This is a genomic window from Pseudomonas allii, assembly GCF_055380095.1.
On the sequence record NZ_AP039450.1, the window covers coordinates 6,409,972 to 6,430,214 of the forward strand.

General features: G+C 64.4%; 15 protein-coding genes. 4 read left to right on the plus strand and 11 right to left on the minus strand.

All coding sequences use genetic code 11. From position 1 onward, the window contains the following. Positions 1–66 precede the first annotated feature (66 nt). Genes ACZ445_RS29580 through tagH form a run of 11 tightly spaced genes read right to left on the minus strand, consistent with a single transcriptional unit; the run spans position 67 to position 16,032 of the window. Positions 67–1,776 (minus strand): formylglycine-generating enzyme family protein, encoded by a 1,710-nt coding sequence (locus ACZ445_RS29580; RefSeq protein ID WP_058424256.1) that lies wholly within the window; start codon positions 1,774–1,776, stop codon positions 67–69. Then, positions 1,769–2,953 carry an ABC transporter permease family protein gene (locus ACZ445_RS29585; RefSeq protein WP_058424257.1) on the minus strand — a complete coding sequence of 395 codons (1,185 nt, stop codon included), beginning with the start codon at positions 2,951–2,953 and terminating at the stop codon, positions 1,769–1,771. The genes ACZ445_RS29580 and ACZ445_RS29585 overlap by 8 nt, the downstream gene beginning before the upstream one ends. Next, the gene (locus ACZ445_RS29590) at positions 2,953–3,657 is read right to left on the minus strand and encodes an ABC transporter ATP-binding protein (protein ID WP_310862887.1); all 705 of its coding nucleotides are present in this window, start codon (positions 3,655–3,657) and stop codon (positions 2,953–2,955) included. Before ACZ445_RS29590 ends, ACZ445_RS29585 begins: the two co-directional genes overlap by 1 nt. Then, complete coding sequence (locus ACZ445_RS29595; RefSeq protein WP_464707850.1) at positions 3,657–6,623, minus strand: serine/threonine-protein kinase; 2,967 nt, start codon at positions 6,621–6,623, stop codon at positions 3,657–3,659. Before ACZ445_RS29595 ends, ACZ445_RS29590 begins: the two co-directional genes overlap by 1 nt. Continuing rightward, positions 6,620–7,339, minus strand: a complete 720-nt coding sequence (locus ACZ445_RS29600) for a PP2C family protein-serine/threonine phosphatase (protein ID WP_058424260.1) — start codon at positions 7,337–7,339, stop codon at positions 6,620–6,622. The genes ACZ445_RS29595 and ACZ445_RS29600 overlap by 4 nt, the downstream gene beginning before the upstream one ends. Beyond that, complete coding sequence (gene tagF, locus ACZ445_RS29605) at positions 7,340–7,993, minus strand: type VI secretion system-associated protein TagF (protein ID WP_464707851.1); 654 nt, start codon at positions 7,991–7,993, stop codon at positions 7,340–7,342. Further along, complete coding sequence (gene tssM / locus ACZ445_RS29610) at positions 7,990–11,490, minus strand: type VI secretion system membrane subunit TssM (protein WP_464707852.1); 3,501 nt, start codon at positions 11,488–11,490, stop codon at positions 7,990–7,992. The genes tagF and tssM overlap by 4 nt, the downstream gene beginning before the upstream one ends. Continuing rightward, on the minus strand, positions 11,487–12,776 hold the full coding sequence (locus ACZ445_RS29615; protein WP_464707853.1) for a DotU family type VI secretion system protein: 1,290 nt from the start codon (positions 12,774–12,776) through the stop codon (positions 11,487–11,489). Before ACZ445_RS29615 ends, tssM begins: the two co-directional genes overlap by 4 nt. A 6-nt stretch (positions 12,777–12,782) precedes the next feature. Then, positions 12,783–14,117: a type VI secretion system baseplate subunit TssK gene (gene tssK, locus ACZ445_RS29620; protein WP_058424264.1), complete on the minus strand. Its 1,335-nt coding sequence runs from the start codon at positions 14,115–14,117 to the stop codon at positions 12,783–12,785. Between the two features lie 18 nt (positions 14,118–14,135). Next, positions 14,136–14,645 (minus strand): type VI secretion system lipoprotein TssJ, encoded by a 510-nt coding sequence (gene tssJ, locus ACZ445_RS29625; RefSeq protein ID WP_058424265.1) that lies wholly within the window; start codon positions 14,643–14,645, stop codon positions 14,136–14,138. 52 nt (positions 14,646–14,697) lie between these two features. Beyond that, positions 14,698–16,032 carry a type VI secretion system-associated FHA domain protein TagH gene (gene tagH, locus ACZ445_RS29630; RefSeq protein ID WP_464693865.1) on the minus strand — a complete coding sequence of 445 codons (1,335 nt, stop codon included), beginning with the start codon at positions 16,030–16,032 and terminating at the stop codon, positions 14,698–14,700. Between the two features lie 394 nt (positions 16,033–16,426). Between tagH and tssA the strand changes: the two genes are divergently transcribed. The 4 genes from tssA to ACZ445_RS29650 all read left to right on the plus strand — a co-directional run bounded on the left by tssA (position 16,427) and on the right by ACZ445_RS29650 (position 20,169). After that, positions 16,427–17,446: a type VI secretion system protein TssA gene (tssA, locus tag ACZ445_RS29635; protein ID WP_058424267.1), complete on the plus strand. Its 1,020-nt coding sequence runs from the start codon at positions 16,427–16,429 to the stop codon at positions 17,444–17,446. Between the two features lie 54 nt (positions 17,447–17,500). Then, complete coding sequence (tssB, locus tag ACZ445_RS29640; RefSeq protein WP_010207547.1) at positions 17,501–18,007, plus strand: type VI secretion system contractile sheath small subunit; 507 nt, start codon at positions 17,501–17,503, stop codon at positions 18,005–18,007. Positions 18,008–18,009: 2 nt separating this feature from the next. Beyond that, positions 18,010–19,509, plus strand: a complete 1,500-nt coding sequence (gene tssC, locus ACZ445_RS29645) for a type VI secretion system contractile sheath large subunit (protein ID WP_058424268.1) — start codon at positions 18,010–18,012, stop codon at positions 19,507–19,509. Positions 19,510–19,680: 171 nt separating this feature from the next. After that, positions 19,681–20,169 carry an Hcp family type VI secretion system effector gene (locus ACZ445_RS29650; RefSeq protein WP_464707854.1) on the plus strand — a complete coding sequence of 163 codons (489 nt, stop codon included), beginning with the start codon at positions 19,681–19,683 and terminating at the stop codon, positions 20,167–20,169. The last annotated feature ends 74 nt before the right edge of the window (positions 20,170–20,243 follow it).

Genomic DNA, 20,243 nt, shown 5'->3' on the forward strand with positions numbered 1-20,243 from the left:
GTTTGACTTGCCCAGCACGGCCCACCGCCGCCTGAGTCCCTTCCAAGCTCGCTATACAGCCAGCGCTCATCGCTGACCGCTCGCTGCGAGCAATTCCTTTAAGATCGTTGCCGGGTCGGCCCGCTGTTGCTTGCGGTAGTTGCCGACATGGCGAACGAACAGTGTTGCGCGCGTCACCAGGCTCTTGCCGAGCACCGGCTTGCGATCCAACTCTTCCTTGATCCGTTGAAACTGCGCCTGGATCACCGCATCCGTGTAGCGCGTGCCGGTGGCCAGGTTGTCGATATAGATCGCCACCGCGCCGTCGAGGGCGCTGCGGCCATTGGCAATGGCCATGTCGAACAGTTGCGCGCTGGCCGCGTCCTTGTTGTCCAGGGCCTGCTGGCGACTCTTCTGCAGGTTGGCCAGGCGGATGTTGTAGTTGGCGATCGTCTCGGCCACCAACGCGGCCGACTGAATCAGGTTGCCCGCCGCTTCTTCGCGTTGCTGAGCGATCAGCGAGACGTTGCGCTTGAGCTCTTCGTTGACCAGCCCCAATTCGGCTTGCAGCTTGGGGTCGACGCTGGCGGCGATGATGCTGTCCAGGCGCTTGGTCGGGTCCTGGGCGTCGTCGATGGCGTCGGTCAGCGCGGCCAGGCGGCCCTCTTTCTGCCATTGGGCGAACAGCTCCTTGTAGCGCGAACGTGGCGCCGACAGCGCGCCGATCGCCACGCGAAAACCGGTGGTCTCGTTGCTCTGCTCGGTACCATCGGCGGCAAACAGCGGGTATTCGCGGCGCATGCCGGTGAACAGTGTGCCCTCGCCTTCCAGGTAATTGCCGCCCTTGACCACAAAACCGCCGTAGGTGCCCTGGCGACGTCCGGCGTGGACCAGTTGGAACGATTCCTGGACCATTTCCGCGGCGTTGCCGATCACGTCGAACAGGCCAATCGGGTTGGGCAATTTGGTGCCGATGGGCATCAGCCGCGCAGCCTGGCCGGTGCCACCGGCGACCTGGTTGAACACCGCGTAATCGCCGAGCGGGCCGTCGCTGTCGCTGCCGTCGACACGGCGCGGGAACAGGCGCCCTTCCAGGTCCTGGCGGCTTACCGCATGGCCACCGCGCGCAGCGAACTCCCACTCCACTTCGGTGGGCAGGCGCACGAAGCCCAGGCCGCCGTCATCCGCCGAGGAACCACGACCGCTGACCGGCAGCAAGTCGCGGTGGTATTTCATCAACCAGGCGCTGTACACCGCCGAGAAGCGCTCGGCTTCAAAACGTGACAGTTTCACCTTGGGCAAGCGCCCGGCCATGCCGGTCGGCGCGTCGCACGCCGGCGCCGGTTCGCCACTGGCCAGGGACTGCGCCTGGGACATCACCTGGGCGTACTGGCGCGCGGTCACTTCGTACTTGCCAATGAAGTAGAGCATGGGCTTGAGCGGGGTCTTGGCGTCGGTCTTCGGCATCAAGGGCGCGATGACTTTGTTCCAGTCCTTGGGCAGATCCTTGAGAGTGAACTGGCCGTTGATGAAGTCGCGGCGGTAGCCGGAAATAAACGATTGCTGGTAACCCGCCTCGCCTTCGGCAAAGGGGTAGCCGAGGCTGATCTCGCGGTCATCCAGGGTGCCCTGGGCCAGCACGTACGCGTAGCGAAACACCATGTTGCCTTCGCAGGGCAGCGGCAGGCTGACGTCGCCTTCCAACGGCTTGGGGTTGTCGAGCTTGTCACTTGCCTCGTCGGCCCAGGCCATCGAGGCCAGGGTCAGCGCCACACAGGCGCCCAGTAACTTATACATCTCTGATTCCTTCAGAAGCCTGGATACGCGCAACTCGCCAACCACCACACGCCGCCGCAATGGCGCTGACGCCGAGGACTGCAACCAGGGCCAGGCCGTAATGGCGCGCCAGCAGGTGGCTGGCGTACTCGCCCGGCACCTGCACGAATAATTCATTCAAGCCCGTCTCGGCCAGGCCATACAGACCGGCACTGAGTACGGCAGCAAAACCTGCGCTGTACAGCGCCTGTACCACCACGAACAACAACAGCCCACCGGTGGAAAACCCCAGCAGGCGCAACACTGACAACTCCCGCCGCTTGCGCGCCACGGCGGCCAGGGCGCCGGCAAAAATCGCCGCAAACGCCCCCGCCAACGCCAGCCCGCAGATCACCCAGAACACGATCGACAGGTTGCGGCTCAACGACTGCACCTGCGCGATGGTCTGCGCCTGGGTCGACACCAACAGATTCTGCCCGGCGAAGTACACCCGCAGCGGCTCCACATCGGTGAGGTTGCGGGCGTACAGGCGGAACGCCGGGTACACGCGCTGCTCACTCACACCCACGGCCTCCCCGTCCCAACCCAACGCCGGCACCGCGCGGCCATCACGGTAATCTTCCGCCGCTTCCAGCAACCCCAGGTCGGCAAACAAACCGTCACGGGCAAAGGCTTCCAGCGGCAACACCGCCAGCACCTGCACCCGCGTGCGCTGGGCTTCGACGCGCCCGGCCACTTGCCGTGCAAAGCTGGTTTCCAGCCAATCGCCAGGCCGCGCCGCGAGCTTTTCGGCGGCGGTGTGGCTCAGCACGATCTGGTCCAGGCCCTTGGGCACCGGCAGGCCGGCCAGCAGTGGATCACCGGACGCGGTCGGCAGCATCTCCAGGGCCAACGTGCCCACTTGCGCCGTCGCCGCAATCTGCCGCGTACGCGGTATGGCGAACGCCACTTCACTGCGCTCGCCCAGTTGCTCGATAAACGCCCTGCTGAATCGACCACCGCCCAGCGGAATAATTTCACGGGTGGCGGGGTCGGTCTGCAAACGTTCGGTCAAACTGCTAACCAGTCCAAACTTCAGGCCGAATAACACCAGCAGCGGCGCGATCACCGCCACCAGCGCCAGTACCGAACAGACCGACAGCCAGGCATCGTTGCGGTAATCCTGCCAGGCCAGCGACGCCACCAGTCCGATGCGCATCAGCACACCTCCCCGAGGGTGGCGGTGACGCCGCCATCGGTGTCGCGACGGCAACTGATGCGCCGCACCTGCAAGCCACTGGCGCGGGCCAGGGGCTCGTCATGGGTGGCGATCACACAGGCCGCACGGTGTTCACGGGCCTGGGCCAGCAATGCCTGCATCACGCGCTCGGCATTCAACGGGTCGAGGGACGCCGTCGGTTCGTCCGCCAGCACCAGTTGCGGCGCATGGGCCAGGGCACGGGCGCAGCTGACACGCTGGCGCTGCCCCACCGACAGCGCCGCCGGCTTCTTGGCCAACTGGTCGCTGATCTCCAACTGCTCGGCCAGGCGCGTCACGCTGCCATCGTCCTTCAAGCCCAGCAGTTGCCGGGACAAGGCGATATTGCCGCGCACATCAAGAAAGCCCAGCAGACCGCCGGTTTGCAGCACATAGCCCAAGTGCTGGCTGCGCAGCGCGGCCAGGCTGGATTGCTGATCGGCGCGCCACAGCCCGGCGATGTCCTGTTGATGAAATTCAAACTGCCCCACCTGATCCGGCGCCAAGACCAGCGCCAGCAGGTCGAGCAAGGTGCTTTTGCCGCAACCGCTGGGCCCGACAATCGCCACTTGCTCGCCCGCACGCAGCGCCAGCGCCGGGATCACCAGGCTATAGCGCTGGCTACCGACGCCCCGGCTCTTGTGCACCGCGTTCAGAGTGAGCATCACGGCAGCGTCGACAACGGCACGCGGTACAACGCATCGCCCGGCTCGGCATCGCCGAAACGGACCCAGTTGGCCAGGTCATTGTGGAAGGTTTCGTAGAGGCGGATTTTCGAATCCAGCTCGTCAATAAAGTCTTCCTGCTCGGCCACGCTCAACGACAACCACAAGTCCTGGGTCATGTTCAGCGACTTGCTGCGGTACGGCAGCCCTTCGAGGTATTCGCCGAGAATGCCGCCGTCGGCCAGATTGCCGCCCTTGCGCAGGGCCTGCGGGTCCCGGCTCATGTAGGCCGAGGCGCTGGCGATTTCCTGGAAGAAGTCTTTCGGTGAGGTCTGAGTCTTGCGCGCCGCGTCGACGATCAGTTTCAGCGACTGCTGCAGGTCGTTGAGCTGCAGCTTGGTCAGCATCACGCACACCTGGAACGCCGGCAGCGCCGGGTTGGTCAGGTCGCGGTCGGCGGTCCAGGCGCTGACCAGCTGCGGCGCCTGGCTCGCGGTTTTGCGACCGAGGAAATCCATGTGCATGGCATAGCCGACCGCCGCGGATTTGTCCGCCAGGCTCGGTGCGCTGTTCAGCAACGGCACCGGCTGCGGCGTGTTGCTGCGCACCTGGTGCACCAGGTTGGCGAACACCGTGCCGATCTCATCCACCCGCTCGCCGAGCTTGCGCACATCGCCACCGGGCACCGCGGTGTACAGGTCGCCAATCTGCGGGTTGGCGTCGGCAGTGAGGATGCGGTACTGGCTCTCGGCACCGGCGTGGGTTTTCTTGCCGGCGTCAGTGCGCAGGTGCAAGGCGTAGATCTTGATCTGCTTGCCCAGCGCGGCCTGGCGCACTTCAGCTTCGTTCATCTGGGTGGCGGCGAACGGGTCGTTCTTGCGCAGCGCACCGGCGTCGGTAACCAGCAGGATGATGCGCCCGCCATAACCGGACCAATCCATGCCGTCTACCGCCTGCATCACCCCGGCGAACGCATCTTCGTTGAAGGAGTGGCTGGACACGGTGGACGCCTTGACCTGGCGCGCCATGTCGAGGAAGCGTTGCGGATCGCGGCCCTGATCGAGGCTGATCAGGGTCTTGGCCACGTATTCCAGGCCCGGGGTTTTCTTGATGCTGCTGCGAAAACCGACCATGCCGAAGCTGACACTGTCCAACTCGCCGCGCTCGGCGATGCGGGTTTGCAACTCGTGCACCACATCGCGGATCTGGTCGATATAGGGCTGCATCGACACGGTGGTGTCCACCACCAGCACCACCGCCGTGCGAAAGGCGTCGGCGTTGGCATTCGTCACCGGCGTCGCGGGCTTGGCGGCTGCGCTGCTGCCGGGGTCGATGGAGGCCACATTGAGCAACTGCACTGGCTGGCCGTTTTCGTCGAAGCTCTCCTTGGAGTCGAAGATCGGCAACAGGTAGAACTGGTTCTGCGGAACGGCACTGGCGGCAGGTTCCAACGCCAGGATCTGGCTGTTGTCTTCGCTGTTTTTCTGCGCCTTGGCCAACACGCCTTTGGCGGCCGAAGGGTCAGCCAATAGTTTTTCCACCTCGCCGGATTGGCGCAGGAACATCACCGGAGCCCGGCCCGAGCGCTCGGTGAATTTCAGCACCAGGCTTTGCTTCCAGTCGCTGACCTGAGCGGCCGGCAACCAACCGTCGCTGCGCCCATCGGTGGCGGCACCGACGCGTACCCACGGGCTGCCGTCGACATCCTTGCGTTGGTACACGTAGAGCACGGAGAACGCCGGCAGGGCTTTGCCCGGCGCGCTGCCCGCATCGGTCGAAAGCTTGGCACCCGGCTTGCTGAGCACGCGCTGGAACAGGGTCTTCTTGCCGGCCATGAGCAGCGGGCGTTGGCCGCCATCCGCTTCGGCGACCGCTGGCGGCGGTGGCGTGACTTTCGGCACCTCGGCAGCGGGCGGTTTGACCACCGGCTTGTCGCTACCGCTCAACCACCAGTAGCTCGCACCGACAATCGCCAGTGCAACCGCCACTGCGACCGCCGCCAGCGCCAACACCGGCCCACGGCGCTGCTCGCTGTTCTGGGTCGGCGGCACCACCGGTTGGCGCACCGGCTGGGGTTTATCACTGGGAATCTCGATGGACTCCGGGGTAATGCCCGCCAGGTCGAAACTCATCGGAATCGGCAACGGCCGCACCAGGGTGGCTTCCGGAGAGTCCGCCGGCAGGTTGTCCAAGGCGCGCAACAGCGCCGCCGCATCCGGGAAACGCTCAGCCGGGTCCTTGGCCAACAGCTTGCGCAGCACGTCCTGATAACGGCCATGGTGCACCGGCAGTTCCGGCAGCGGTTCGGTCAGGTGAGCCAGCGCCGTGGAGAGTGCATCGGTGCCGGTGTAAGGCAGCTTGCCGACCAGAATCTCGTACAGCACCACGCCCAGCGCATACAGGTCGGCGCGGCCATCGATCTCTTGGCCCCGCGCCTGTTCCGGGCTCATGTAGCTGGGGGTGCCCACGGCAAACCCGGCCTGGGTGAATTGCGTGCGGTCATCCAGCGACTTGGCGATACCGAAGTCGGACAGCACCGCCGTGCCATCCGCGCGAAACAGAATGTTCGCCGGTTTTACATCGCGGTGCACCAGGCCCTGGGCGTGGGCATAGCCCAGCGCCGAGGCGATCTGGCGGATCAGCGTCACGCCCTGCTCCGGCGTCATGCCGGCGGCGATGCGCTCCTTGAGGGTGCCGTTGGGCAGGTATTCCATGGCCATGTAGTACAGCTCACCGACATTGCCGATGTCATGGATGGTCACCGTGTGCGGGTGGGACAAGCGCGCCAGGGTCTTGCCCTCGCGCAGGAAGCGCTCGCAGAAGGTTGGATCGGCCGCCAGCGCCGCCGCCATCACCTTCAGCGCCACCTTGCGCTCCAGCGAGCGCTGGGTCGCCAGGTACACGCTGGCCATGGCGCCTTCGCCGATCTCGCCTTCGATGTCATAACCGGGGATGACGATGTTCATGGCGATACCTTCACGACGATGGCGGTGATGTTGTCCGGCGCGCCCCGGTTGAGCCCCAGGTGCACCAGGCTGCGCACGATTTCGTCCGGCGCGTCGTGGCTGAGCACTTCGCGGATTTCATGGTCTTCGACGGTCTTGTTCAGGCCATCGCTGCACAGCAGGTAGCTGTCACCGGGAGCGATCAGCAGGTCGACCACCGCCAGATCCAGGTGGGCCTCCACGCCAATCGCACGGGTGACGATGTTGGCGCGCGGGTGCGTACGCGCGTCGGCTTCGCTGAGCAGGCCACTGTCCTGCAGGTCCTGGACGTAGCTGTGGTCGCGGGAGATACCTTCGAGCACACCGTCGCGCAGGCGGTACAAGCGACTGTCGCCGGCCCACAGGCACACACCGCGCAGGCCACGGGCGGCCAGTACCACCACGGTGCTGCCCATCATGGTTACGCCACGGTTGGCGGTTTCTTCGCGCACGGCTGCGTTAATGCGCTGCAGGTCGTTGCGCAGCGCTGCCGTGTATTCATCCAGCGAACGCCCCACCGGAACGCTGCGCAGGCTGTCGACGATCAGGCTGCTGACATAGTCGCCCGCCGCGTGCCCGCCCATACCGTCGGCCACCACCCACAGGCGGTTTTCCGGCAGGTCCAGGCAGGCGTCTTCGTTGACCTGGCGGACCATACCCACATGGCTTTTGCTCGCGGATTTGTACGTCGACCCCATCTACACCACACCTTCTTGTCCGAGCAAAAACTGCGCAAAATCGCTGGCGGCAGGCAGGCCCTGACACCGCAGCAAACCAGGGGAAATACGTTGCGAACCACGGCCCCACCACAGGCTGGTGCCTTCGCAGGCCTGTTCGGCCAGGGCGGTCATGCGTCCGTGGGGCACGGTGGCGGCCATCCGTTGCAGGCCGGCGAAACGGCTGTCCACGGCACGCGGCTCGCTCGCCGGCATGCCCAGGCTGTCGAGGCCGTCGTTGAAACCTTCAAAGGTGGCACCGGCCTCCAGGGTGCTGAGCAACAGCGCCTCGGCCTGCTCGAACCAAGTGTCCGGCCCGCCCACCAGGGAGGCCGGATTAGTGTCGTGGTCGAGCAACACCACCACCGCCAGCGGGAAGTAGCGCCCCACCCGGTCAATGCTCGGCATCACCACGCCCGCCGCTGCATCCGGCCCGCACACGCCCGGCGCCAGCACAAAGCGCCACAGCGGGCTGACCAGGTAAGTATTGAGCCATTCACCGCCGAGGCTGTTCTGACTGGCGAGCAAACCCTCCGCCAGCCAGCTGTCCCACGGGCCGATAAAGCTCTGGGGCAAGGCGCGGCTGACAAAGTCGCCACGGCTGGCCAACTTGCCGTAGAAACCCAGCGTCGTCATAGCCGCTCCGGCAGGCTGAAGCCACTGAGCACGCGGCTCTTGAACGGGTTGAAGGCGCTGTTGGCGCGCAACTCGTAGGCAATGCTCGCACCGTCGACGCGCAGGCGCAGGTTGAAGCGGTCCGGTGAATTGCCGGCGGTAAGATCCGACTGCTCCAGCAAGCGGAACCACGCCCACGGCCCGTCCAGGGTCACGCCGGAACGGCCACTGGCCGAGGGTGGCATGATGGAGATACGCACCACGCCTATGCTGCCGGGGTTCGGCCATTGCATCGCCACCGGGCGGCTGGGGCCATGGTCGTAGCTCAACTGCTGGCCGTCCAGGTCCAGCAGGAACTGGGTGATGGTCGGGTCCATCGACACGGGCTTGAGTTCGAACCGCACGATCGGCTGGGTGCCACCGGAGCGGAAGAACGCATCGCGGATCGTCGCGGCACGCTGGAAGGTTTGCAGCACGCCCGGAGCAATGCCCAGCTTCTGCGCCGCGCCCGGCTGCCAGCGCCAGGTCTGCGCGGACGTATCGACGTAAGGCTGCAGGTATTTGCGGAAGTAGTTGTCCATCACCCCGCCCACGCCGAAGAACTGGCCGAAGTCATCCAGGGTGGCGTCCCGTGCACTGCCCGGCGACATCGGGTAGCGCCCGGCCAGGGACTGGCGATACACGTTGACCACTTCGCTGACCCAGGCGGCGTTCAATTGGTTGCGCACGCCGCCCATCATGCTGTTGGTGGTGGAGTTGACCACCGACTTGACCATGCCCTGCACCAGCGGTGGCTGGCGCTCGGCATTCAGGCTGACTCGCGTGGCCGCAGCCGCCGCCTGGTTCTTCGCCTCGCCGAGCAACGCATCGCCGCTGGCGCCGACCATGGCGCTGACCTGCACATACAGCGCGTTCATGTCGGTGAGCAGGCCGTCGATGGCCGCCGGTTCGCCTTCGTTCTTGCTGACGATGCTGTTGAGCTGGGCGAAGTGCGCGGTCACCGGGTCCTCCGCCGCCGCAGGCGCATTGGCAGTCGGTTGTTCCTGGCCGAGCAGGCTGCCCAGGCGCTCCTTGAGCTTGTCGACGCCGCCTTCCACTGGCACGCCCTTGGCGGCCAACTGGCGTTCTTCGGCTTGCAGGTCGGTTTCCTTGGCCACCGCCACCAGCAGTTTTTTCAGCGGCGAGGTCGGGCCGGAAATCACCCGCAGCACATCAGCCGCCTGCGCCACGCTGGTGATCGGCACAAAGTCGATGTCCGCCAGCAACGCATCCCACTGGCGCTGGTAGTCCTGGAAATACAGGCGCCGCACATCGGCGGCCAGGCTCACCACGTTTTGCTGGTCGGCCTGTTCCTGGCCGAGCACCCACTGCTCTTCAGCGAGGGTGCCAGTCTGGTTCAGACTGCTCAGCAGGAACGCCTGGCGATAGCCCTTGGCGGTGAAGAACCCACTCAACGGCTCGCCCAGCGGCTTGCCGCTTTTGCGGCTGAACACCAGCGCGGCGTCACGGCCAGCGGCTTCGTTGAGGCGAAAGTCCGGAATGCCCTCGGGCAGTTTCTGGCGCTTGACCCGGTCATACACGCGCTGGGCCACCGGCAGTTGTTGCAACTGGCGGCGCAGGTCGTCGATCAGCCGTTGATCCAGGCGCGCGTTCGGCGGGTGGCGTTCGAACAGCGACTGCAAGTGCCCGGCCAATGCCTGGCGCTGATCCGCCGGCAGGTCGCGGGGCAGGTTGCGGTCCCAGTCCAGGGCGATCCAGGCCTTGATGAAGTCCGGGTCGTAATGCTCGGCGTCAGCCAGCATCAGGTAGGCCTTGAGGCCTTCGTAGAGGAAGTCGGAATTGCCGCCGCCGTGCAGTTGTTCTTCGATGCGCGTCACCAGGCGTGGCGCGAACACTGCGATCAGCAGCTTGCGGTAGACGCTGGCAGACTCGGCTTCAAGCATATCGCCCTGATACAGCCCCAGGCCTTCGGACCAGCTCGGCGAATCGCCCGCCAGGTTTTTCATGGCATTGAGCAACGGCAGCACGGCGAGCACTTCGCGCTGCGCCGGGCTCAGGTTCTGCACGGTCTGGCCCAGCGGCGCGACCTTCTGGTCGACCTGAGCGATGTACGCCTGGTTGGCGCGATAACTCACCCACCACAAACCGCTGACCACCACGACCAACGCCACAGTGGCGGCCAGCACACCCCGCGCAATCCACTTGCGCCGACGCTCGACCTTCGGGTTCACCCCCACCAGGCCACGCTCGGCAAACGCCACGGCGGTGAAGAGTTTTTCGATGAAGTAACTGCGCCCGGTGCCGCTCTGGCGCGCCAGGTGCTGGCGGTCCAGGTTCATGCTCTGGGCCATCGCGCCGATCAGGCGGTCGATCGGGCTGCCTTCCTGGGTGCCGCTGGTGAAGTACACGCCGCGCAGCAACACGCGCTCTTCAAAGGCGTTGGGTTTGAACACGCCTTCGAGGAAGCTTTGCAGGCAGTCCTTCAACGCGCCGAACTGCTGCGGGAAGCCGTAGATCAGGTCGCGCCGCGCCGGGTCGCGTTCCTGTTGCAGGCGTTCGACCAGGCGTTCGTTGAGGCGCTGTTCCAGCCCGGCGAACTCGCTTTGCAGGTGCGCCAGCGGGCTGTCGCTGTTTTTGCCATCGTCCAGGGCAAAGGTCATGCCCCACACCTGGGCGCGTTCTTCCTTGCTCAGGTTGTCGAAGAACTCCATGAAGCCCGGCACCAGGTCGAGCTTGGTCAGCATCAGGTAGATCGGGAAGCGCACACCCAGTTGGGTGTACAGCTCCTGGATACGCAGGCGGATGGCAGCGGCATGGGCGGCGCGTTCGGCGTCGGTGCCCAGCAACAGGTCCGACAGGCTGATGGCGATAAACGCACCATCGATGGGGCGACGCGAGCGCTGCTTCTTCAACAGGTCGAGGAAGCCCAACCACGCGGCCTTATCGACCGTGGAGTTGCTGTCCTGGGTGGTGTAGCGGCCGGCGGTGTCGAGCAGCACGGCTTGATCGGTAAACCACCAGTCGCAGTTGCGCGTACCGCCGACGCCACGCACGGCGCCGGCGCCCAGTTGCGCGGCCAACGGGAAATGCAGGCCGGAATTGACCAGCGCGGTGGTCTTGCCCGAACCCGGCGGGCCGATGATCACGTACCACGGCAGTTCGTAGAGGTTGCGGCGCTCATCGCCACCGAGCTTGGCCTTTTTCAGCAGGGCCAGGGCCTCGTCCATGCGCTGGCGCAGGGTGGTGAGTTCTTCGGCGGTGGCGACGCTGTTGGGGTCGGCCGGGGTTTCGGCGGCCAGGCTGCGCATCACTTCGGCGGCCTGACGCCGGGCCTGGATGATGCGGAACACGCGGTAGGCCAGCCATACCGCGAATACCAGGATGATCAGCGCCCAGCGCCGGCCTTCCGGTACCAGCATGTCGAGCAACGGCCCGACAAACCAGATGATCAGGCTCAGGGCAATCAAACCCAGCACGGGGATCACCCAGCGAATCATGAAACTGAAAAACGCCTTCACTCGACGCCCTCCGCCAATACGGTGATTTCAACCCGACGATTGCGGGCACGGCCTTCGGCAGTGGCGTTGGTCGCCACCGGCTCGGTGTCGCTGCGGCCCTCGGCACTGAAGCGCTCGGCCTGGCCGGTCTTGGCCGCCAGGATCTCCAGCACCGACTTGGCCCGCGCTTCGGACAGCGCCCAGTTGGACGGGAAGCGCAGCGTGGCAATCGGGCGGTTGTCACTGTGCCCGGTCACCCGCACCTGGCCCTTGACCTTGCGAATGGCGTCGGCGATACGCAGCATCAGCGGCTGGTAGTCGTCGACGATGCTGGAACTGGCGGAGGCGAACAGCTCATCGCCACGAATGGTCACCACGGAACGGTCGACCGCATCCTCCACCGCCACGCGGCCGGCCTTGATGTCTTCCACCAGGAAGCCCGCCAGGCGCGGGCGCTCGATGACTTTGGGCTGCGCCACCGGACGGTCGATGGCTTGCACCGGAATCTCGCCCAGGGCATGGATATTCTTGAACACCGGCTCGGCATCCGACGCCAGCTTCATGCGCAAGCCAAACAGCAACGCCAGTAACAACGCCAAGCCGATGGCCACGGCGATCCACGGCGGCATGAATTGCGCCAGGCGGTCGCGGGCCACGGTCACGCCGCGCCAGTGCGGTGACAGCTCACGCTCATGCTCGCCACGCGCACTGCGAATGGCTGCAGCAGTGCGTTCGCGCAGGGTCTCCAGCTGGCTGCGACCGTCGTTCATCACGCGGTAGCGGCCTTCGAACCCCAGGCACATGCACAGGTACAACAGCTCCAGCAGGTACAGGCGTTCCCGTGGGCTTTGCAGGCAGTGGTCCAACAGTTGGAAGACTTTCTCGCCGCCCCAGGCTTCGTTGTGCACGGTAATCAGCAGGCTCTGTTTGCCCCAGTCGCTGGTACTGCCCCAGGGCGTGCTCAACACCGCCTCATCCAGCGCAGTGCACAGCGCGTAACGCGCCAGCAGCACTTCGTTGCGGGCGATGCCGGCAGCTTCGGCACGTTCTTCGAACTGGCGCAGGTAGGCCAACAGCTGTGCGCGCAGGCTGGCCGGCGCCGGGTGCGCGATGGTGTTGCGCAGGCGCGTCAGCAGCGCCAGCAGCGGGCCGGCGGCGCTTTCCAGCGGGTTGAGGCCGTTGCTCTTGCCGGTGAGCATCGGCGCGGCCGGCATGGCCAGGGGTGAAGGTTCGGTACGCACAGGTTCCGGCGCCCGGCCACCCGGACGCGGCATGAACTGGGTGCGGTCATCATCATTGGGATGCATCGCGGATTATCCTCGGATCGCCCAGAAGGCCAGGTTCAAGCCCGGGAACTGCCCGGCGATATGGAAGGCAAAACCGCCGGAATTACCCAGCTGTTGCCAGGCCTCGCTGCCGCGATCCAGCTCGTAATAGGTCGAGCCGGCGTGGTACGGCAGTTGGCGTGGCGCCACCGGCAGCGGCAACAGGGTGATGCCCGGCAGTTGCAGGTTGACCAGATCGCGGATGTGCTCCACCGAGCCGACTTTGCTCTGCTGGCCGAAGCGTGCGCGCAGGGTTTCGCCGGGCACATCGGCGCGCACCACCAGGATGAAACTGGCGTTGTCGAGCAGGGTCTTGTCGGCCAGCATCGCCACGTGCACACCGTAGGCTTTCTCGACAATCGGAATCGGCGTGGCCTTGCTGTCGATCAGCATCGACAGCGCTTCACGCAATGCCGCCATCACCGGCGCGAAGCTCAGGGCCAGGTCGTCGTGCTGGTACTGCGGGTATTCCTGGGGGCGACGGCCGGAGGTGGAAAAGGTCGAGAACTCGCCGGCCAGGCTCACCAGTTCGCTGAAGAAGCGCTCCGGGTGCAGCGGGCTCAACTGGCTCAAATGCTGGACCAGCGGTTGGGCGCGGTTGACCAGTTGCAGCAGCATGAAGTCGGCGATCTCCGACGCGCCACCGGCGCCCGATGCCACCACCCGCCCCGCCAGGGCTTCGCCGCGCTGGTGCAGCAGGCCGAGCAGTTCGCTGCGAAAGGCACTGAGCGGTTTGCTCGCGGCCACGTCCAATACCGGCGGGATGTAGGTATCGTCGAGCACCAGCGCACGGTCGGCGCGCTTTTCCTTGATGCGCACCAGGCCCACGGCGGCGTAATCGCTGATGCCATCCTGGGCGGTGAGCAGGCGCAGGGCGCGGGAGCCCACGGCCACCGGTGCGCGGTTTTCGAAAGGTGCGTTGTCATCGCGCACTTCGCGCACCTGGCTCACATAACGCGCAGCCTCCAGGGCTTCGCCTTCATCCACGGTATCGCGGGCGCCGGCGCGCTTGAGCGGCAGAGCCAGGTACACCAGGCCGTCGCGCAGGTTGTCGTCGATGTTCAGCGGGCTTGGTGCCAGATCATCCTGGGGGATATGGAACGGCGTGCCATCGGGCAACAGGCCACGCGCCGACACGATCGCCAGCTTGCCCTGGGCCAGCAGGCCCTGGTCGATCAGCAGCTCGGAAAACCCCCAGGCGCCTGCGGACAACGGGCGGCTGCGGGCATCGATCAGGTTTTCCAGGTAACGGTCATGCTGCTGGAAGTGCTGCGTTCCGATGAACATGCCTTCCGACCAGACCACGCGATTGTTCCAGGACATGGGGGCTCCGATTGCTTCTTATTGGGCAGGGCTGGATGGGGTGACCACGACGTCGGCGCGCACGGCACGCACATCGAGGCTGATCTGGTATTCGGTGTACTGGCGCGCCGGCACATTGATCACTGTGCGCCATTGCGCGCGGTCCAGCTCGCGATAGCCCACCAGCAATCCGATCTGGCGTGTGGACGGGTCGAGATCGCGCTGGATGCTCAGTTGCTCGCCGGGTTGCACCATCACTTCGTCCTGGTCCAGCAGGTCCAGGCCCAGTGTGGATTGCGCACGGTCCGCCAGGGCGAAGTAATCGGAGCGGGCGAAGGTGGCGGCGTTTTTCAGTTCGAAGATGCGCACCCGCACCGGGGCGGCCTGGCCGTTGGCGCCGGGGTTAAGCCCGCTGATCGCATGAAAGTGCAGCTCGACGGCGGCCGTATCCACTTCGGCCTCGGCGGCTGTTTCGGGTTTGGCGGCGTCTTTGGCACACGCCGTCAGCAGCAGCAAGGTGGCAGCTGCGAGTAAAAACCTGGGAATCATCCTGCGTCCTCAATGACGTACTTAGCTATCCGTTAAATCCATGTGGTGCGGTTCAGCGTCGCTGTCGTGCGCTGTGTTCTTCGTAGGCTCGGCTGAATTCGCGGCCGAACAGGTCCTGGAAATCTTCCTGGGCCTCGCGGGAAATATTGCTGTAGAGCTCGGTGAACTGCTGCCAGTACTGGGCCTGGCGCGAGCCATTGAAAATGCTCGACAGCCCGCCGGGCTTGCCCATGCGCTCCTCCAGTTGGGCCGGTTCGAAGCGACTGAGCAGGTGCTTGATCGCCGCTTCCACGCCGGCCATCACCGCCAACTGGTGGGCGCGCAGGTCGTTGAAACTGTCGCGCACGGCGACGTCCGGTGCCATAAACGCCTGGTTGCCGTGGCGCAGGAGCAGCAGTAACGCTTCGTCGGCATTCGGGGCGAATTTCAACGGATTGTTTTCCGCCGGCTGAATCATGGTCTGCTGCATACGGAACTCGCCCTTGAGGCTGGCACGGGCCCGCAGCACGTCGATCAGGCCTTCGACCATCAGGCGGTAGCTGCGGCCGATGCTTTCCATCTGGGCCTCGGCCTGGGCTTTGTCCAGGCGCAGTTGGTCCAGGCCCGCACCGCGCAGGAAGGCTTGCAGCAGGTCGGGTTGCTGGCTGTCGGCCACGGGAGGCGGGGGCTCGACCACGGGGGGCGGCTGGATGACCGGTGGTGGCGCAGGTGGTGGCGCAGCGCTGACGACGGGTGCTGGCGTGTCGCCAAACAGGTCCCAGTCTTCGGGAATCACCGCGCCCGACACCACCGGCGGTGTCACTACCGGCACGGCCACTGGCGTCGGTGGACGGAAGTCATGTTGCTCGGAAGGCACATGATCCGCCACGGTGGGCGGCGGCACAGCGGTGGGGCTGAGGAAGTCGAACAGGTCCGGCAGCGTGTCCATCGATGAAGCGCCCTGGAACTGCGGCGCGATCACAGGGGTGGAAACAGGCACGGGCTTATTCGACACGGCGCCCATCAGCGCTTCAAAGCTGTTCGGCAACTCGCCGGCAAACGGCTGGCTGTCGACGACCTGTACGTTGAAATCGATACGCGCCTGGATCTCGTAATCGCCGATGCGGATCAGCTCGCCATCTTGCAACAGCTCGCTGTTACCCCTGCGCAAACGAATGCCGGCGTTAACCAACTCCACCCCGTTGGTACTGTTATCAGTTAAATAATAACGGCCATCTTTGTACTGAATAACGCAGTGCTGCGAGGAGACCAGACGCTCAGGATCAGGCAATACCCAGTCATTATCCGAGCTGCGGCCGATAGCCATCGAGCCCTGATTCATGGACTTTTCGGAGCACTGCCCAGGGGTAATCTTGTGATAACTAGTGATAGTCAAACACAGCGACATCTTGCCTCCTTGCTGATACTTCGCGCGCGGTCGATTCCCGGGACAGCGCTTCCCGGGATATCCCCATCAGGTCGAGCAATCGACCGTCCAAAACCTGCCAATACCAGCATGATCGCTGATCTTAACTGGGCTCTATGACAAAAATCCTGTACCAGTACATCGTTCGACCCACTAGTCGCGCAGGTTGTTAAGCACCGCACATCTGTCACAGAGGGCGAATAGCTTACCTTGACAAGGCATAAGTACTACACCAAAAATGCACAACTTCTTGAATACCAGTGATGGCACATTAGTGGCGTCTTGCTTATATGACCAAGAAAACATGCAAAGTTCCTTGCGCAACTAATGCATGAATTGCCCGCCATCTAACGGGCTGATAGGGAGATCAAATTCAGTGGATGTGCCGTTGCTGCTCACCGCCGTTTCCGCGACTTCGCCCTGTGGCGAAGACATGGAATATGACGCGCAATTTCTGCAATTGGAGCGTGATGCCAAGGGCCAACCCGAGCGCAGCATGGGCGACTCGATCCTGCCCGCTGAACCGCCGGAATGGCGCAGCATCCAGCAGCAAAGCCTCGACTTGCTCGCGCGCAGCAAAGACCTGCGCATCACCCACTTCCTGTTGCAAAGCGCCCTCGCCCTCCAAGGCGTGGCCGGCCTGGCCGAAGCGCTGACGCTGATCGATGCGTTACTGCGTGATTACTGGTCCGACCTGCACCCACGCCTGGACGCCGACGACGATAACGACCCCACCGTACGCATCAACGCCCTCACCGGCCTGACCTGCGACACCAACATCCGCCTGCTGCGCGAAAGCATCCTCACGCGCTCGCGCACCTTCGGCCCCGTGAGCCTGCGTGCGGCGCTCAACGCCAGTGGCCTGTTGAGCTTCCCCGATGAACAACTCGGCGCGCAGCAGCTCAACGCCGCGTTCCTCGACAGCGACCCCGAGCAGCTACAGGCCACCCGCGACGCCCTGATCGCGGCGCGGGCGGCGTGCGAAGCCATCGAACAACAGGTCAACGATCAGGTCGGTTCGGCCCAGGGCGTGGACCTCAGTGCCTTGAAGCAGCCGCTCAAGCAGGCGTTGCAGATACTCAATCAAGCGGTGCCCGGCGCCGCCGGCAGCAGCGAACCCGAGGCCGTCAGTGACGACAATGCCCCCTCGGCCGACTTCGCCGCCGCCCCCGCAGCACCGCGTCCCGTTGGCGATATCGCCAGCCGCGACGATGTGTTGCGCAGCCTCGACAAGATCCTTGCGTACTACACCCGGCACGAGCCTTCGAGCCCGCTGCCGGTACTGTTGAACCGGGCGAAGAATCTGGTGCACGCCGACTTTGCGGCCATCGTGCGTAATCTGATTCCCGACGGCATGTCCCAATTTGAAAACCTGCGCGGGCCGGACGGCGAGTAAGCCATCCGACTGTGCAGTAACAACACCGTCGCTCAAGCGACCAGGAGCAGCAACGTGGCGAAGCAAAGTTCTCAGAAATTCATCGCGCGCAACCGTGCGCCTCGAGTGCAGATCGAGTACGACGTCGAGCTCTACGGCGCCGAGAAAAAGGTCCAGCTGCCCTTCGTAATGGGTGTGATGGCCGACCTCGCCGGCAAGCCTGCCGAGCCGTTGGCGCCGGTGGCCGACCGCAAGTTCCTTGAAGTGGACGTCGACAACTTCGACTCGCGCCTCAAGGCCATGCAACCGCGCGTGGCGTTTCACGTACCGAACGAGCTGACCGGCGAAGGCAACCTGAGCCTGGACATCACCTTCGAAAGCATGGACGACTTCAGCCCGGCCGCCGTGGCCCGCAAGGTCGACTCGCTGAACCAACTGCTCGAAGCCCGCACCCAGCTGGCCAACCTGCTGACCTACATGGACGGCAAGACCGGCGCTGAAGAAATCATCATGAAGGCGATCAAGGACCCGGCACTGCTGCAAGCACTTGCCAGCGCGCCTAAGCCTGCAGGGGACCAGTAATCATGACTGACAATACCGCCCGCGAAGGCTCCCAGATCCTGGGCACCCAGACCGAAGAAGCCAGCGAGTTCGCCAACCTGCTGCTGCAAGAGTTCAAGCCCAAGACCGAGCGCGCCCGCGAAGCCGTGGAAACCGCCGTGCGCACCTTGGCCGAACAGGCCCTGGCGCAAACCGACCTGGTGTCCAATGACGCGATCAAGTCGATCGAATCGATCATCGCTGCCATCGACGCCAAGCTGACCGCCCAGGTCAACCAGATCATCCACCACCCGGATTTCCAACAGCTGGAAAGCGCCTGGCGTGGCCTGCACTACCTGGTCAACAACACCGAGAGCGATGAGCAGCTCAAGATCCGCGTGCTCAACATCTCCAAGCCGGACTTGCACAAGACCCTGAAGAAATTCAAGGGCACGGCATGGGACCAGAGCCCGATCTTCAAGAAGATGTACGAAGAAGAATACGGCCAGTTCGGCGGCGAACCGTACGGCTGCCTGGTGGGCGACTACTACTTCGACCAGTCGCCACCGGACGTGGAACTGCTGGGCGAGCTGTCCAAAGTCTGCGCCGCCATGCACTCCCCGTTCATCGCTGCGGCCTCGCCGACCGTGATGGGCATGGGCTCGTGGCAAGAGCTGTCGAACCCGCGCGACCTGACCAAGATCTTCACCACCCCGGAATACGCCGGCTGGCGTTCGCTGCGTGAATCGGAAGACTCGCGCTACATCGGCCTGACCATGCCGCGCTTCCTGGCGCGCCTGCCGTACGGCGCCAAGACCGACCCGGTGGAGGCCTTCGCCTTCGAAGAAAACACCGACGGTGCCGACAGCTCCAAGTACACCTGGGCCAACGCTGCCTACGCAATGGCGGTGAACATCAACCGCTCGTTCAAGCACTACGGCTGGTGCTCGCGCATCCGTGGCATCGAGTCCGGCGGTGAAGTGGAAAACCTGCCGGCCCACACGTTCCCGACCGATGACGGTGGCGTGGACATGAAGTGCCCGACCGAAATCGCCATCAGCGACCGTCGTGAAGCGGAGCTGGCGAAGAACGGTTTCATGCCGCTGCTGCACAAGAAAAACACCGACTTCGCCGCGTTCATTGGCGCGCAGTCGTTGCAGAAACCGGCCGAGTACGATGACCCGGACGCCACCGCCAACGCCAACCTGGCCGCGCGCCTGCCGTACCTGTTCGCCACCTGCCGTTTCGCTCACTACTTGAAGTGCATCGTGCGCGACAAGATCGGCTCCTTCAAAGAGAAGGACGAGATGCAGCGCTGGTTGCAGGACTGGATCCTCAACTACGTGGACGGTGACCCGGCGCACTCCACCGAAACCACCAAGGCCCAGCACCCATTGGCTGCCGCCGAAGTGATCGTGGAAGAAGTCGAGGGCAACCCGGGGTACTACAACTCCAAGTTCTACCTGCGCCCGCACTACCAGCTCGAAGGGCTGACGGTGTCGCTGCGCCTGGTATCGAAGCTGCCTTCGGCGAAAAGCGCCTAAACCACCGATGAGCTAGCTCTTCTGTGGGAGGGGGCTTGCCCCCGATGGCATCACCGGGGTGTAACTGACACACCGAGGTGCCTGCATCGGGGGCAAGCCCCCTCCCACACAAAAGCACTGCCCATTTGGAGTTAATCAAATTTAGTGGCTTGGGCCACACAGGGAGAAAACATGGCTGTTGATATTTTCATCAAGATCGGCGACATCAAGGGCGAGTCCATGGACAAGTCCCACAAGGACGAAATCGACGTGCTGAACTGGAGCTGGGGCATGGCCCAGTCCGGCAACATGCACGTGGGCGGCGGTGGCGGCGCGGGCAAGGTTAACATCCAGGACCTGTCGCTGACCAAGTACGTCGACAAGGCTTCGCCGAACCTGATGATGCACTGCGCCAGTGGCAAGCACATCGACAAGGTCAAGCTGACCGTGCGCAAGGCCGGTGGCGAAAGCCAGGTCGAGTACATGGTGATCAACCTGGAAGAAGTGCTGGTCACCTCGCTGAGCACTGGCGGTTCGGGCACCGATGACCGCCTGACCGAGAACGTCACCCTGAACTTCGCCCAAGTGATGGTCGACTACCAGCCGCAGAAAGCCGACGGCACCAAAGACGGCGGCGCGATCAAGTTTGGCTGGAATATCCGTTCCAACACCAAGCGCTGATAGCCCTGGTGGCCGTGGCGCCATGCCACGGCCCCTGGTTTTTTGTCCCTCTCGCAACCCGTCCGTGGAGCTGC

Excerpts from the sequence above, each read along its gene's own strand:
- ACZ445_RS29580 (WP_058424256.1), bottom strand. The coding sequence starts at position 1,776 with ATGTATAAGTTACTGGGCGCCTGTGTGGCGCTGACCCTGGCCTCGATG.
- ACZ445_RS29585 (WP_058424257.1), bottom strand. The coding sequence starts at position 2,953 with ATGCGCATCGGACTGGTGGCGTCGCTGGCCTGGCAGGATTACCGCAAC.
- ACZ445_RS29590 (WP_310862887.1), bottom strand. The coding sequence starts at position 3,657 with ATGCTCACTCTGAACGCGGTGCACAAGAGCCGGGGCGTCGGTAGCCAG.
- ACZ445_RS29595 (WP_464707850.1), bottom strand. The coding sequence starts at position 6,623 with ATGAACATCGTCATCCCCGGTTATGACATCGAAGGCGAGATCGGCGAA.
- ACZ445_RS29600 (WP_058424260.1), bottom strand. The coding sequence starts at position 7,339 with ATGGGGTCGACGTACAAATCCGCGAGCAAAAGCCATGTGGGTATGGTC.
- tagF (WP_464707851.1), bottom strand. The coding sequence starts at position 7,993 with ATGACGACGCTGGGTTTCTACGGCAAGTTGGCCAGCCGTGGCGACTTT.
- ACZ445_RS29615 (WP_464707853.1), bottom strand. The coding sequence starts at position 12,776 with ATGCATCCCAATGATGATGACCGCACCCAGTTCATGCCGCGTCCGGGT.
- tssK (WP_058424264.1), bottom strand. The coding sequence starts at position 14,117 with ATGTCCTGGAACAATCGCGTGGTCTGGTCGGAAGGCATGTTCATCGGA.
- tssJ (WP_058424265.1), bottom strand. The coding sequence starts at position 14,645 with ATGATTCCCAGGTTTTTACTCGCAGCTGCCACCTTGCTGCTGCTGACG.
- tagH (WP_464693865.1), bottom strand. The coding sequence starts at position 16,032 with ATGTCGCTGTGTTTGACTATCACTAGTTATCACAAGATTACCCCTGGG.
- tssC (WP_058424268.1), top strand. The coding sequence starts at position 18,010 with ATGACTGACAATACCGCCCGCGAAGGCTCCCAGATCCTGGGCACCCAG.
- ACZ445_RS29650 (WP_464707854.1), top strand. The coding sequence starts at position 19,681 with ATGGCTGTTGATATTTTCATCAAGATCGGCGACATCAAGGGCGAGTCC.